Source organism: Mesorhizobium helmanticense (genome assembly GCF_003034915.1).
In the GTDB taxonomy this organism is placed as follows: Bacteria; Pseudomonadota; Alphaproteobacteria; order Rhizobiales; family Rhizobiaceae; genus Mesorhizobium; species Mesorhizobium helmanticense.
Genome location: NZ_PZJX01000027.1, coordinates 57,427 through 70,340, shown reverse-complemented (window position 1 = coordinate 70,340; position 12,914 = coordinate 57,427). Strand labels below are relative to the sequence as shown.

Annotated in this window: 15 protein-coding genes; 5 read left to right on the top strand and 10 right to left on the bottom strand. The window is 63.8% G+C overall.

Annotation, left to right across the window (positions count from 1 at the left end; genetic code table 11):
- Positions 1-7: 7 nt before the first annotated feature.
- Positions 8-955, top strand: a complete 948-nt coding sequence (locus tag C9427_RS13815; protein ID WP_107649716.1) for a cation diffusion facilitator family transporter — start codon at positions 8-10, stop codon at positions 953-955.
- A 45-nt stretch (positions 956-1,000) separates the two neighbouring features.
- Here the strand turns inward: C9427_RS13815 and C9427_RS13810 are convergent, their stop codons facing one another.
- Positions 1,001-1,138 carry a hypothetical protein gene (locus C9427_RS13810; protein WP_245437070.1) on the bottom strand — a complete coding sequence of 46 codons (138 nt, stop codon included), beginning with the start codon at positions 1,136-1,138 and terminating at the stop codon, positions 1,001-1,003.
- A gap of 9 nt (positions 1,139-1,147) precedes the next feature.
- Positions 1,148-2,227 (bottom strand): hypothetical protein, encoded by a 1,080-nt coding sequence (locus tag C9427_RS13805; protein ID WP_107649715.1) that lies wholly within the window; start codon positions 2,225-2,227, stop codon positions 1,148-1,150.
- Between the two features lie 95 nt (positions 2,228-2,322).
- On the opposite strand from C9427_RS13805, the gene C9427_RS13800 reads away from it, so the two are divergent.
- The 3 genes from C9427_RS13800 to C9427_RS13790 all read left to right on the top strand — a co-directional run bounded on the left by C9427_RS13800 (position 2,323) and on the right by C9427_RS13790 (position 3,981).
- Complete coding sequence (locus C9427_RS13800) at positions 2,323-2,760, top strand: DsrE family protein (RefSeq protein ID WP_107649714.1); 438 nt, start codon at positions 2,323-2,325, stop codon at positions 2,758-2,760.
- 62 nt (positions 2,761-2,822) lie between these two features.
- On the top strand, positions 2,823-3,623 hold the full coding sequence (locus tag C9427_RS13795) for an SDR family NAD(P)-dependent oxidoreductase (protein ID WP_107649713.1): 801 nt from the start codon (positions 2,823-2,825) through the stop codon (positions 3,621-3,623).
- Between the two features lie 49 nt (positions 3,624-3,672).
- Entirely contained in the window at positions 3,673-3,981 is a 309-nt protein-coding gene (locus C9427_RS13790) for a putative quinol monooxygenase (RefSeq protein WP_097572418.1), read from the top strand.
- Between the two features lie 80 nt (positions 3,982-4,061).
- Here the strand turns inward: C9427_RS13790 and C9427_RS13785 are convergent, their stop codons facing one another.
- The 3 genes from C9427_RS13785 to C9427_RS13775 are packed head-to-tail and all read right to left on the bottom strand — an operon-like array spanning position 4,062 to position 5,713.
- The gene (locus tag C9427_RS13785; protein WP_107649712.1) at positions 4,062-4,769 is read right to left on the bottom strand and encodes a GIN domain-containing protein; all 708 of its coding nucleotides are present in this window, start codon (positions 4,767-4,769) and stop codon (positions 4,062-4,064) included.
- A 48-nt stretch (positions 4,770-4,817) separates the two neighbouring features.
- The gene (locus C9427_RS13780; protein ID WP_107649711.1) at positions 4,818-5,390 is read right to left on the bottom strand and encodes a DUF1700 domain-containing protein; all 573 of its coding nucleotides are present in this window, start codon (positions 5,388-5,390) and stop codon (positions 4,818-4,820) included.
- Positions 5,387-5,713, bottom strand: a complete 327-nt coding sequence (locus tag C9427_RS13775; protein ID WP_097572391.1) for a PadR family transcriptional regulator — start codon at positions 5,711-5,713, stop codon at positions 5,387-5,389. Before C9427_RS13775 ends, C9427_RS13780 begins: the two co-directional genes overlap by 4 nt.
- Positions 5,714-5,905: 192 nt before the next feature.
- Between C9427_RS13775 and C9427_RS13770 the strand changes: the two genes are divergently transcribed.
- Positions 5,906-6,994, top strand: coding sequence for an AbrB family transcriptional regulator (locus C9427_RS13770; protein WP_107649710.1), 1,089 nt, complete (start codon positions 5,906-5,908; stop codon positions 6,992-6,994).
- A gap of 29 nt (positions 6,995-7,023) precedes the next feature.
- Here the strand turns inward: C9427_RS13770 and C9427_RS13765 are convergent, their stop codons facing one another.
- The 5 genes from C9427_RS13765 to C9427_RS13745 all read right to left on the bottom strand — a co-directional run bounded on the left by C9427_RS13765 (position 7,024) and on the right by C9427_RS13745 (position 12,807).
- A complete protein-coding gene (locus C9427_RS13765) occupies positions 7,024-8,013 on the bottom strand; it encodes an ABC transporter ATP-binding protein (RefSeq protein WP_107649709.1) in 990 nt (329 codons plus the stop codon).
- Positions 8,010-9,026, bottom strand: coding sequence for an ABC transporter ATP-binding protein (locus C9427_RS13760; protein WP_107649708.1), 1,017 nt, complete (start codon positions 9,024-9,026; stop codon positions 8,010-8,012). Before C9427_RS13760 ends, C9427_RS13765 begins: the two co-directional genes overlap by 4 nt.
- On the bottom strand, positions 9,016-9,990 hold the full coding sequence (locus tag C9427_RS13755) for an ABC transporter permease (RefSeq protein ID WP_107649707.1): 975 nt from the start codon (positions 9,988-9,990) through the stop codon (positions 9,016-9,018). Before C9427_RS13755 ends, C9427_RS13760 begins: the two co-directional genes overlap by 11 nt.
- Positions 9,990-11,018 carry an ABC transporter permease gene (locus C9427_RS13750; RefSeq protein ID WP_107649706.1) on the bottom strand — a complete coding sequence of 343 codons (1,029 nt, stop codon included), beginning with the start codon at positions 11,016-11,018 and terminating at the stop codon, positions 9,990-9,992. Before C9427_RS13750 ends, C9427_RS13755 begins: the two co-directional genes overlap by 1 nt.
- A 115-nt stretch (positions 11,019-11,133) precedes the next feature.
- The gene (locus C9427_RS13745; protein ID WP_107649705.1) at positions 11,134-12,807 is read right to left on the bottom strand and encodes an ABC transporter substrate-binding protein; all 1,674 of its coding nucleotides are present in this window, start codon (positions 12,805-12,807) and stop codon (positions 11,134-11,136) included.
- Between the last annotated feature and the right edge of the window lie 107 nt (positions 12,808-12,914).

The following is a 12,914-nucleotide window of genomic DNA, read 5'->3' as shown; positions in this document are numbered from 1 at the left end:
ACTACGGATGAACGCGGCTTCCCCAGTCATCGCAGCAGACGCAAAAGCCGCCGCCAGGCGCAAGGTCGCCAGCCTTGCCTTCTGGTCGATCGTCGTCGCCTGCGTCGTGCTCGGCCTGAAACTGGCGGCCTGGTATGTCACCGGCTCCGTGGCGCTGTATTCGGACGCGCTGGAATCCATCGTCAACGTCATTGCCTCGGCCGCCGCCTACTGGGCGATCCGGGTCAGCTACAAGCCGGCCGACCAGGATCATCCCTTCGGCCATCACAAGGCCGAGTATTTCTCGGCCGTTCTGGAAGGCGTGCTGATCGTGCTGGCGGCGCTGCTGATCTTGAACGAGGTCTGGTGGTCCTGGCGCCATCCCGCCCCGCTCGAACAGCCCTGGACCGGCCTTGCCGTCAATGGCGTCGCGACGGTGATCAACGCCTTCTGGGCTTGGACCCTGATCCGTGCCGGTCGCGCCGAGAAGTCGCCGGCGCTGGTCGCCGACGGCAGGCATATCACGACCGACGTGGTGACGTCGGTCGGCGTCTTCGCCGGCCTGGTCGGCGTCGTGCTGACCGGCTGGCAGATTCTCGACCCGGCACTTGCCGTCATCGTCGCGCTCAACATCCTGTGGCAGGGCTGGCACGTCATCGGCTCGTCGATGAACGGGTTGATGGACCGCGCCGTCGACACGGCCGAACACATGCGCATCCGCGACCTCATCTCGGCCAATTGCAAGGGCGCGCTGGAAGTCCATGATCTGAAGACGCGCATTGCCGGCCGCGCCACCTTCATCGAATTCCATCTGGTCGTCGATGCTGACATGTCGGTGGGCGCCAGCCACGTCATCTGCGACCGCATCGAGGACGCGCTGAAGGCGGAAATCCCCTCGGTCCGCGTCACCATCCATGTCGAGCCTGACGATGAGGCGAAACTGCCCAAGGGCACGACGGCCGTGCCGTTCGCTTGAGGTGGGTCACCAAATCTAGGCAGTGACGGCAGGTACCCTACCAGATCACTTGAAGGCGTCGTCGAGAGCGGGTCGCGCCTGTTCCGCCGGCCTTTCCAGCGCCGCCTCGACAAAATCGTCATCAAGCGTCCCGACTAGTTGGTCGAGCCAGTCCCAATCCTGTGGAAGAGGTTCATCAATCATTGGCGGCCCTCACGGCGAACACACGGATTGCGGCATCGGCTCCAGGCGATAGACCTTGTCGTCGGACGTGGTCTTGCCGTCGGCCGCCTTCGAGCACAAATCGACGATCGGCAGGCTGTTGTTAGGATTGGCCAGCATCATCGTGCCGTTGACGCCGCGGCGCAGGTAGATCTCCTTGGCAGCGATATCGCAGGAAAAGGCGCTCATGTTCGCGCTTGCCGTACAGCGCCACTGGTCCGCCTCGCCTTCGCAGCTATAGATCTGCGTCACCTCAGCCGATTTCTGTCGCGTGGTGACGGACACGGCAATGTCGGCGCCGCTAGGCCAATTGGCCGGATCGCCATCCCTGGCGAAGGAGGCGAGTTCCACCGGCCCCCGGAAAACCCGGATGGTCCGGGTGGACTGATCGGGATGCGAGGCAAGATGCGCGGCATCGTAGTCGCGCCCGTAGCAGAAGGGCTGGTCCGGCTTCAGCCGCTCGCGCAGCGGCGGCCCGAGTGCCGGATCGACCGGATCGATGCGCGCGAACTCGGCCTTGCAGGTCTCTGTCGGCATGCGGTCCAGCCGGAAGCCGTCGTCCTCGATGCCAAGCGCCTGCCTGGCGTATTCCTTTTCGCCCAGTTCGTCCTCGGCGCCGACATCGAGATAGAGGTCGCGGCCCACGTCGGAGATGGTCAGCCGGCCTTCTTCATCGACCTTGAGCGTTGCCATGGTGCGGTCGCATTCCATGCCGCAGCGGATCTCGCCCGATTGCGGATCGTCCTTGCCGCACCAGCCGCCGACCCATTCGGGCTTCTTGGCGTCGCGCACCGTCGTCGCCATGAAGCCGGTGTAGTCGGACGGACCACTGCTCGGCTCCTCGTTCGGATGGCTGACCGGGTCATGGCCGTAGTGGAAGAAAATCCGTCCCACCTTCTGGTTCGGATGGGCCTTGAGATGCGCCGCATCGTAGACACGCCCGAAACAGGCATCCTTGCCGTCGGGGCTGAGTTCGGAGAGCTTGAGCGCATCCTCGGCGAAGGCCGCACCGGCCAGTGTCGCGAGCAGGGCAGTACCCAATCCGGCGCCCAAAATGGTCTTCAACGTCATAGGACCCTCCTCGCCCGACAGGACGTGTCTGCAATTTATGCTAGGATCGAGGTGGAGGCCACGCAATTTGCGGCCCACGATTGGAGGATGAAACCATGCGACGCCGCGACATGTTCCGCGTGGGTCTGGCCGGAACCGCTGGCCTTTTCGGGCTGCGCCAGGTCAAGGCGGCGGCCGTGGAAGAGGAAAGGCCAAAGGTCGCGTATCACCTCAGCGATCTCGACAAGGTCGGCTTCGTGCTCGGCAACATCAAGAACCACTATGACGGCACCGGTGGCAAGGTCGATATCGTGCTGGTCGTGCATGGACCGGCACTCGCCGCTTTCAAATCGAAGAGCGCATCCGCCGCGATTTCCAGCCGTTTTTCGGGTCTGGTTCGCGACGGACTTTCCCCACATGCCTGCGCCAACACCATGCAAGGCATGGATATTGCGCTCTCCGACCTGCTCGACGGCTTCCACGCCGCCGAAACCGGCGGTGTCGTCAAGCTCGCGGAACTGCAGCGCCAGGGCTACGCCTATCTCAGGCCTTGAAGGGCTTGAACACAGAGGCGGCAAAGGCCTACGAAGGACGAGCAGAAATCCGGAGGATAGACGTGCCAGGCACCGTGACCGCCCCAATCATTCCCGGCCTGGCCATCCCCGATCTCGCCGGCAAGGCGGTGCTGGTCACCGGTGCGTCGACCGGCATCGGGGCAGCGCTCGCGCTGGCCTATGCCGCGCAGAAATGCCTTGTGGCGCTCCATTACAATTCGAGCAGGCAAGCGGCTGAAAAGCTTGGCCGGACAATCCAGGACGGCGGCGGGAAGGTGTTCCTCGTCCAGGGCGATTTCTCGATCCCCGCCGATGTCGAGCGCGTGGTTGAGGACAGCGCACAACATTTCGGCCGGCTTGACGGGCTGGTCAACAATGCCGGTGGCATGCTCGGCCGCGTGCCCTATGCCGAGCTGACCGAGGCGCATTACGACGCGGTGATGGATCTCAACGCACGGTCCGTGCTCACCGCCTCGCGCAAGGCGATCCCGTGGCTGAAACGCCAGGGCGGCTTCATCGTCAACACCTCGTCGATCGCCGCGCGCAATGGTGCCGGCGGCGGCGCCGGGCTCTACGGCTCGTCCAAGGCCTTCGTTTCCAATGTGACGCGCGGCATGGCCAAGGAACTGGTCGGCTTCGGCATCCGCGTCAACGCCGTGGCGCCCGGCACCATCGCGACGGCCTTCCATGAGCGCTATTCGACCGACGAGCAGATGAAGGGCATGGTGGCCACCATCCCTCAGGGACGCGCCGGCACGCCGCAGGATTGCGTCGGCGCCTATCTGTTCCTCTCTTCCGATCTGCTGAGCGGCTATATCACCGGCCAGGTGATCGAGGTGAATGGCGGCCAGTTGATGCCTTGATGCGCGATCTGCATACTTCAGTCGCGAAATCCAAATGGAGACGAAGGCGATGTATGGACTGATCGGCAAGATGCGGGCGGCGCGCGGCCAACGTGACGCGGTCATGGACGTTCTGCGCGCCAGCACCGGCGCCCTGCCCGGCTGTCTGAGCTACATCATCGCCACCGACCCGGCCGACGCAGACGCCATCTGGGTGACTGAGGTGTGGACCGACCAGGCAAGCCACAAGGCATCCCTGCAACTGCCGGAAGTCCAGGCGGCGATTACCAAGGCGCGCCCCTTCATTGCCGGCTTCGAATTCCAGGTCGAAACCCACCCCGTCGGCGGTTTCGGCCTGACCGACGGCAAAACCGGCTGACGGTCGGGGGCGGGCCGACGGCAAGACACCAGCCGTGTGCACGCCTATGCGCGCATTACGATGATTGCAAACAACCAGGGCTACGGTACTTGCGTTATACTACCGCTGCCTCTCACCTGCGAACGTCGCATGGTCGGATGCCCGTACAGCTCGACATCGCCGCTGCCGGAGATCGAAACGTCCGCATCCGCCTGGGCGGTAATTTGCGCGTCGCCGCTGCCGCGAATCTCGATCCGTGCGGACTGGGCGATCAGGTCCTTGAGCTCCCCGCTGCCCGAACCGGAGATGTCCAGACCGACCGTCTGTGCGACGCCGGTCGCGGTGACGCTGCCGCTTCCTCGGATGCTCAGCCGCAGCTCAGGCTGATTGATCTGCGACAGAGCAAGATCTCCGCTGCCGAGCACTTTCCATTCTGAAATCGCTGGTCCCGACAGGCTGACATCGAGCCGGGACGCAAACCAGCCCGGCTCGCAATCGAGGCTGAGCCTGCCGCCTTCCATCCGCACATGGTCAAGCAGGGCTGAATCACCGCTCACGACCGCCTCGGCCTTGTCTCCCGGCTGGTAGTGGACCGAAGCCGGCAGATCGATCGTCAGACTGTCGCCGGCGCTGAAGGGCAAGGTAACCTCTCGTCTGGTAGACGTGGCCGCTCCGCAGGTGGACTGCCCAGCAATCCACCACCCTCCGGCATTGGCCCAACCTGGCCCGGAAAGTCCGATGCCCAGAGCCAGAAAGACGACGGCGCCGATCAGTCCCGTCGTTGCGATGAATGCCAGTTTTCCAGTCATTGTCCGTTTCCTTCAACGTGATGACGAATTGCTCGAGCTTGGCAACGCTCAAACCCGGTCATGGTCCGGTTGAGCCAGACGGGAATGCAACCGGGCATAACGCCCGAGCACGCGTATCCCAGCGCTCAGCGCCAGCAGCAGCAAGGCGCCGCCGCCGAGGAAGAAGCTTACCAATCCAGCACCGATGAACAGATGGCCTAAAGTCACCGTGATTGTGCCACCGATGCCGAACAGCAGTGTGGTGAGAATGATCTTGATGCCGAGTGCGCCGATGGCCACAAGCGCGATGCCGAGGCCGAGCGCGAGGACGATCGCGGTGATCAGCAGCGGCAGCAGAAAGACGATGTCGACGAAGGCAAGGCCGGCGAGCGCCAGCATCGCCGCCAACATGTTCGACACGCTCCAATGGGCCTCGAAACGACGCAAGCCTGCCTCGGCCCGCAACTCGCGGGCAAGCCTGGCCGGGTCGCCCAAGGCAGCCGCGACCTCGGCTTCGCCACGACCCGACGCGTCGGACTCGGCGAAATGGGCTGAGTAGTCGCCAACGATGTCCTCGATCTCCTGAGGCGGCAGACCAGCTAACCCCAGTCTCAGTGTGCGCAAGAAAGCATCCCTGGTCATGGCAAATCCTCAAGAAGTTTATCGACTGCGCCCGCGAAGGAGCGCCAGTCGCGGCGGTGGGCTTCGAAAGCCTGCTGGCCGAGCGGCGTGAGCCGGTAATATTTACGCGGCGGCCCGCTGCTGGACTCGACGATGCGGGTGGCGACCAGACCGTCATTCTGCATCCGGCGCATCAGCGGATAGATCGTACCCTCCCCCATGCTCACCGCGGCGACCAGCGTGCTGGCAATTTCATAACCGTAGCTTTCACCTCGCGACAGCACGGCCAGGACGCACAGATCCAGGGCGCCTTTTCGCAATTGCACTTGGATTGAGTCGGTCATGCAAGCCTCGAATTCCAGATGTGTATATAGCACGCTACCTGTTTATGCAAGGTAGTAAATTCTAGTGCAGCGCTCACGCAATCCTGGTGCGGTACCCGCTTGTCGCAGAATCCCAAAACCCGCGACGAGCGAGCCTTAGAATTTCTCTGCCAACGGGCTTCGCAATCTTCCTGCATGGGTCTAAGAGCGAATATGGATTTCTCGCCAGACCAACCGCCCGTCGAGCGCATGGCGCGAATGCACAAGGGCTGGCAATGGCTGGTCCTCCTGGCGCTCTCGATCTTGTTCGCCGGCGCGCTGGAACTCGCCGCCTTGCCGGCGGCGCTGCTGATCGGACCCATGCTGGCGGCGATCCTGGCCGGCACCAATGGCGCCACGGTGCGCGTCCCGCGCCCTCTGTTCGGTTCCGCCCAGGCGATCGTCGGCTGCCTTGTCGCCAGTTCGATCTCGACCGACATCTTTGCGGTCTTCTACAGGGAATGGCCGCTCTTCCTCGGCGTGGTGGTGGCGACCGTCGCGGCCTCCAGCCTGCTCGGCTGGCTGATCAGCCGCTGGCGCATCCTGCCCGGCACCACCGCGGTCTGGGGCTCGTCGCCGGGCGCGGCCACCGCCATGGTGCTGATGGCCGGCGCCTTCGGCGCCGACCAGCGCCTCGTCGCCTTCATGCAGTATCTGCGCGTCATCTTCGTCTCGATGACGGCAGCCCTGATCGCACGCATGTGGGTCGACACATCGGGCATCGAGATCCCGCCCATCGTCTGGTTTCCACCGATCGACCCGCAGGCCTTCGTCGCCACCATCGGCATCGCGCTTGTCGGCGGCCTGATGGGAAAGCTGTTCAGGTTGCCGTCGCCTTTCTTTCTCGGCACCTTCATCTTCGGCGCGGTGATTCACCTCGGCCTCGGCGTGCCGATGCAATTGCCGAACTGGCTGCTGGCCCTCAGCTACGCGATGGTCGGATGGTCGATCGGATTGAACTTCACCCGCCCGATCCTGCGTCACGCGGCGCGGGCGCTGCCGCAGATCGTCGGCTCCATCATCGCGCTGATCGCCTTTTGCGGCGGTCTCGGCTTCATGATCAGCCATCTGCTTGGCGTCGATCCGCTGACCGCCTATCTGGCGACCAGCCCCGGCGGCATGGACAGCGTCGCCATCATCGCCGCCGCCGCGCAGAACGTCGACATCTCCTTCGTCATGGCGCTGCAGTCCGCCCGCTTCCTGGTCGTTCTGCTGGTCGGGCCGAGCGTGGCGCGCCTGGTGGCGAGAGCGGTCAAGGAATAGGCAAGCCGCCCGCCTGAACTCGTCTGGCCCTATCCTCCCCTTGGATGATGGCAGGCGACAAAATGGGCTTTGTCCACGAGGGAGAGAACAGGGCGTTCGTGGCGGCAGACCGAAGTCGCCGCCACGCAGCGCGTATGGAAGCGGCAGCCTGACGGCGGATCGAGCGGGCTTGGCAGATCACCCTTCAGCACGATCCGCTGGCCCGGCCGATTGTCGACGTCGGGAACCGGCACCGCCGAGCGAAGTGCCGCGGTGTAGTGATGCCGCGGTGCTGAAAAGACCGCGTCGACAGGTCCGGTTTCAACGATCGATCCCATATACATCACTGCCACCCGCGACGAGAACTGTCTGACCACCGAGAGGTCGTGGGCGATGAACACATAGGTCAGGCTGAACTCGTCGCGCAGGTCGCAAAGCAGGTTGATGATCTGCGCCTGGATCGACACGTCCAGCGCCGACACCGGTTCGTCGGCAACGATCAGGCGCGGCTTCAGCGCCAGGGCGCGGGCGATGCCGATCCGCTGGCGCTGCCCGCCCGAGAATTCATGCGGGAAACGCTGCGCGTGTTCTGGAAGCAATTCGACACGGACAAGCAGGTCCTCGACGCGGTCCATCATTTCCGATCGCGACAGCTTTTCGTGCACGCGGAACGGGTCCGCCAGCAGATCGCCGACGCGCCTGCGCGGATTGAGCGAGGCCGCCGGATCCTGAAACACCATCTGCATCTGGCGGCGCAGCGGACGAAGTTGCCTTTGCGAGGCATTGGTGATGTCCCTGCCTTCGAATTCCAGCACCCCGGACGTGATTTCGGTGAGCCGGACAAGGCAGCGTCCCAGCGTCGACTTTCCGCAACCCGACTCGCCGACGATGCCAAGCGTCTCGCCCGGGAAAATGTCGAGCGAGACCTGCTCCACGGCATGGACGATCCGCCTTTGCGCCGGAAACGGCGAGCGCCCCACGCGATAGCGTTTCGACAGATCGCTGGTGCGCACGAGCGGTTGCGGTCTGGGTTCGGTCATGCCTCTACCCTACCGGCCAAGGTTCGACGCAGATCCTGGCGGCTATCCTGTGGGAGGAAACAGGCCGACCGGTGCCCTCCAGTTCCGCCAAGCGAAGGCTGCGCGGCGCAGGCTTCATGCCGGAACGTGCAACGCGGCCCGAAGGCGCAACCGTGCGGCATTTGGCTCAGTTTCGGCGGGCTGCCGGGAATGGCCGTCAGTCGCGCGGGACGCGGACCGTGCATCGGCGGGATCGAGCCGAACAGGCCCCATGCATAGGGGTGAAGCGGCTCGCGGAGGAGCTGCCCCTTGCCGCCTTCCTCGACCACGCGCCCGGCATACATCACCAGCACGCGATCGGCGACTTCGGCGACCACGCCGAGGTCATGGGTGACCAGGATCACTGCGGATCCGAATGCATCGCGCAATCGTCCGATCAGCTCCAGGATTTGCGCCTGCACCGTCACGTCGAGCGCCGTCGTCGGCTCATCGGCAATCAGCAGTGCCGGATTGCACGACAGCGCCATGGCGATCACCGCACGCTGGCGCATGCCGCCGGAGAGCTGGTGCGGGTAGCGGTCGACTGCACTTTCAGGGCTGGGCAGGCCAACCGCGTCGAGCAGTTCCACCGACCGCTTGCGCGCGGCAGAGCGCGACACGCTCTCATGCGCCCGGATTTGCTCGACGATCTGGTCGCCGATCGTATGGACAGGCGTCAGCGCCGTCATCGGATCCTGGAAGATCATTGCGATCTGCCGGCCGCGGATGGCGTCGAGCGCACGGCGCTTCAGTCCCAGCAGCTCCTTGCCAAGAAAGCGAACCGACCCGGTGACGACGGCATTGGGGCTGTTGATCAGCCCCAGAATGGCTAGCAGGGTCTGGCTCTTGCCCGAACCGCTTTCACCGACGACGCCAACGATTTCGCGCTGCTCGACCGAAAAAGAGACGCCGCTGACGGCGGGCACCACGCCCCCCTCCGTGCGGAATGAGACACACAGGTTCTCGACGACCAGCAGCGGCGCATCAGTGGGCATCTCTGACCCTCGGATCGATGAAGACAAAGGCGACGTCGACGATGAAATTGGCCATGACCACGAAGAACGAGGCATAGATGACGGTCGCCAGGATCATCGGCAGGTCGAGCGTCTGCAAGGCTCCATAGGTGAGCTTGCCGACCCCCTGCAGGCCGAAGACCACCTCCGTCAGCAAGGCGCCTCCCCCGACCAGGGCACCGAAATCGAGCCCGAACATAGTGACGAAGGCGACGAGCGAGGTTCTGAGCCCATGGTGCAGCAGCACCCGCCGCTCGCCAATGCCCTTGGCTCGCGCTGTGCGGATGAAATCCTCCTGCATGGTCTCGATGATGCTGGCCCGCAGCACCCGGCCGTAGAGTCCGATATAAAGCGTGGCCAGCGTGAACCAGGGAATGACCAGCGCCTTGAACCAGCCCCAGGGGTCTTCGGTAAAGGCGATATAGCCGAGCGGCGGCACCCACGAGAACAGCCAGGTGTCATGCCATCGGCTCTGCGTGACCAGATTGGCGACTTCGCCGAGCCAGAAGACTGGTATCGACACGCCGATCAGGCTGAGGATCATCAACGTCCGGTCGAGCCACGTACCGCGCGTCGCCCCGGCGACCACGCCGACGATCAGCCCGCCGAGAACCCACAAGACAGCGGCGCCAAGCACCAGCGACAAGGTGATCGGGATCGCTTCGAGCACGGTCGGCACGACCCTCTGGCCGCGATTGACGAAGGAGGTGAGGTCGCGGCTGATGAAAAGCCGCTCCATCATCAGCGCGTACTGGACGGGCAGCGGCCGGTCGAGGCCGAAATCGTGCCGCACCTGGGCCAGCGTCTCCTGCGAGGCGTTGCGCCCGGCAATGCGCGCCGACGGGTCGGCGCCCGGGGTGGCGAAAAAGATCAGGAAGGCAACGACGCTGATGCCGAACATCACCAGCACCATCTGCCCGAGCCGGGAAACGAGCGCCGCCAGCATCAGACGACCCTGATCGAGGATTTCGGATCGAGCGCGTCCCGAACTCCATCGCCCAGTATGTTCAGCGCCAGCACTGAGATGACGATTGCCAGCCCCGGCGCCAGGGCGACGATCGGGCGCGAATAGAGCAAGCCCTGCCCGTCCTGGATGATCGTCCCCCAGCTGGCATCGGGCGGCTGCACGCCGATGGACAGGAAGGACAGCGAGGATTCCGTCATCATGTTCAGCGCCAGGATGAGCGGCACGAACACGATGACCCGGGTAATGACATTGGGCAGGATGTCGTAGAGCAGGATGCGCCAGGGCGAGGCGCCGATGCCGATCGCCGCGGTGACGAACTCGGCCTGCATCAGCGACAGGACATGGCCACGGATGGGTCTGGCGACATAGGGCACATACACGATACCGATGATGAAGATCGGCAGCCAGAGACTGCCGGAGCGGATTTCGATCGGCCCGATGGTGATGCTTTGCGTGATCAGCACGATCGACAGCGAAATCGCCAGCAGGAAGATCGGAAACGCCCACAGCACGTCGAGAATACGCGACAGCAAGGTGTCGACCAGGCCGCCGAAAAAGCCGGAAACGATGCCGAGCAATGTCGCCAGGCCAAGGCATATCAGCGCCGCGGCGCCGGCGATCAGCAGCGAATTGCGGCCGCCGTAAAGCAGTCGCGCAGCGACATCGCGGCCCTGATTGTCGGCGCCCAGCATATAGGGGCCGAAATCCCAGGTCGGTCCGAGCGGCGTAAAGCCAAGGCCGAGACCTTCGGTCGAGGGTTCCAGCACTTGCCTGGTCTCGCCATGGATGACGACCTCGCCGTTGAGATTGGTGGCGAAGGGATCGGTCCCGGCCACATGGCGGGCATAGAGGGGGGCTGCCAGCGAAGCTGCGGTGATCAGGACCAGCACGCCGAACGCCATGATGGCGGCCCGATCCGCCCTGAGCTTGCGCCACGCCGTGCGCCATGGCCCCTCGGCGCCCCGGTGGCTCCGAACCAGCGCTTGCCCGGCACTCAGATTGTCCATGATCGTATGAATTTCAGAGGCTTGGACTTCAAAAGCTCGAACTCAAAGTGCACCGATCAGCGGGAAAAGCAACCGCGGCGGAAGATTGCGCACCGTTCCGCCGCGGACCGGATGATCACTCAACCCATGACTGGCTCATGATCCAGTAGAACTGCGGGCTGAAGACGAAATTCTTTAGCCGCGGCGAGATCAGGTCGATGCGCTTCGGTGTGAAAAGCACGGCTACCGGTGCCGCGTCGGTGACGGCCTTGTCGACGGCCGTCCACAATTCCGCGCCCTTGGCCGGATCCGCGATCGTGGCGGTCTGGGCTTCCACCATCTTCTGATCGATCGCCTTGTCGCAGAAGCCTGAAATGTTGACCGAAGCATCCGAACCGGGGGTGAACGAAGCGCAGCTGAACAGGACCTGCAGGAAGTTTGAGGGCTTCGGATAGTCCTGGAACCATTGCGAGATTGAAATCTGCACCTTGTTGTTGGTGTTCTGGATGTAGGTGAACTGGATATTTTGCGAGATCGGCTTCACCGAGGTCTTGTAGCCCAGCCCGTTCAGCACGTCCTGGAGATAGATACCGATCGACTTCGACACTTCGGTGTCCTCGGTGATGATTGTCACCTCCTGGCCCGCGGTGCCGGAGGCGGTGACCAGCGCCTTGGCTTTCTCCAGGTCAGGCGCCGACCATTTCTCGCCGGGATTGGCGGTGAACGGGCAATAGGGCGCGTAGGAGGGGAAATCCGGAGGCAGGATCTGGCAGGACGGCTGCGCCAGATTGCTGCCGCCGAACAGCTTGACGACGGCCGCCCGGTCAATGGCGTAGTTGACCGCCTGCCGGACACGGATGTCGTTGAACGGTGCCAGATTGGTGTTCATCGGCGCATACCACATCGCCGTCAGCGGATGCACGGACACCTGCTTGGCATATTTGGTACCCAGTTCCGCCAGCCGGTCCGCCGGCGGAGGGTCGAACATCCAGTCGGCCTGACCGTTCTCCACCGCGGTGACCGCCGCCTCGTCGCTGAGCCCGAAGCCATAGTCTATCCCGTCGGGATAGCCGGCCGGCTGTGCCTCCTTGCTCCATTCCTTGAAATGCGGATTGCGCACCATCTTGAGCAGGCTGTTGGGATCGTAGCTGGCGATCATATATGGTCCGGTGCCTGGGACGGGCACGGTGCCGGCGTCCTTCGGCGGCGCCTCGGCGGGCAGGATCGCCGCATGCGGAATGGAGATCTTCTGCAGGAAATCGGGATCGGGCGCCACCAGATTGAAGGTCACGGTGCTCGCCGCCTCATCGGCGACGACGCCCCCTTCGAGCGTGCAGGTCGCCGGCGTCTTGAGACATTTGTCGGCGCCGACGATGCCGTTGTAGAGCGTGCCGGTCGTCGGACCGCTGATCTTGAACATGCGCTGGAACGACGCCACCACATCGGCAGTGGTCAGGTCCGACCCGTCCGAGAATTTGATGCCCTTGCGCAGCGTGAAGACGTATTTCTTGCCGCCGTCCTCCGGCTTGGGAAGGCTCTCGGCCAGATCGGCGACCACGTCGAAGCCTGTCTTGTCGCCAGTCTTGCGGAAGGTCACCAGCCCGTCATAGAGGATGTAGTTGATCTGGAAATATTGCAGCGTGTAGTTGATATGCGGATCGATCGTACCGGCAGCGGCGTTGGCAAGAAGCTTGAGCGTTCCGCCAGCCTTGCCCTCTTGCGCGGCAGCGCCGGTCAGGGGCGCCATCAGCGTGAGGCCGGCCAGGCCGACACCGGCCATCATTGCACTGAAAACCTTCCGGGATCGCATTGTCTTGCTCCTCTAGGGAAGTGGGTGATTGCAAACCGCGACGGACGCCAGCTGGCAAGCGCCGGCGGACCGTAATCCATCGCACACAGCCTATGGCGCGGGAAACC

Excerpts from the sequence above, each read along its gene's own strand:
- C9427_RS13815 (WP_107649716.1), top strand. The coding sequence starts at position 8 with ATGAACGCGGCTTCCCCAGTCATCGCAGCAGACGCAAAAGCCGCCGCC.
- C9427_RS13810 (WP_245437070.1), bottom strand. The coding sequence starts at position 1,138 with ATGATTGATGAACCTCTTCCACAGGATTGGGACTGGCTCGACCAACTA.
- C9427_RS13805 (WP_107649715.1), bottom strand. The coding sequence starts at position 2,227 with ATGACGTTGAAGACCATTTTGGGCGCCGGATTGGGTACTGCCCTGCTC.
- C9427_RS13800 (WP_107649714.1), top strand. The coding sequence starts at position 2,323 with ATGCGACGCCGCGACATGTTCCGCGTGGGTCTGGCCGGAACCGCTGGC.
- C9427_RS13790 (WP_097572418.1), top strand. The coding sequence starts at position 3,673 with ATGTATGGACTGATCGGCAAGATGCGGGCGGCGCGCGGCCAACGTGAC.
- C9427_RS13785 (WP_107649712.1), bottom strand. The coding sequence starts at position 4,769 with ATGACTGGAAAACTGGCATTCATCGCAACGACGGGACTGATCGGCGCC.
- C9427_RS13780 (WP_107649711.1), bottom strand. The coding sequence starts at position 5,390 with ATGACCAGGGATGCTTTCTTGCGCACACTGAGACTGGGGTTAGCTGGT.
- C9427_RS13775 (WP_097572391.1), bottom strand. The coding sequence starts at position 5,713 with ATGACCGACTCAATCCAAGTGCAATTGCGAAAAGGCGCCCTGGATCTG.
- C9427_RS13770 (WP_107649710.1), top strand. The coding sequence starts at position 5,906 with ATGGATTTCTCGCCAGACCAACCGCCCGTCGAGCGCATGGCGCGAATG.
- C9427_RS13765 (WP_107649709.1), bottom strand. The coding sequence starts at position 8,013 with ATGACCGAACCCAGACCGCAACCGCTCGTGCGCACCAGCGATCTGTCG.
- C9427_RS13760 (WP_107649708.1), bottom strand. The coding sequence starts at position 9,026 with ATGCCCACTGATGCGCCGCTGCTGGTCGTCGAGAACCTGTGTGTCTCA.
- C9427_RS13755 (WP_107649707.1), bottom strand. The coding sequence starts at position 9,990 with ATGCTGGCGGCGCTCGTTTCCCGGCTCGGGCAGATGGTGCTGGTGATG.
- C9427_RS13750 (WP_107649706.1), bottom strand. The coding sequence starts at position 11,018 with ATGGACAATCTGAGTGCCGGGCAAGCGCTGGTTCGGAGCCACCGGGGC.
- C9427_RS13745 (WP_107649705.1), bottom strand. The coding sequence starts at position 12,807 with ATGCGATCCCGGAAGGTTTTCAGTGCAATGATGGCCGGTGTCGGCCTG.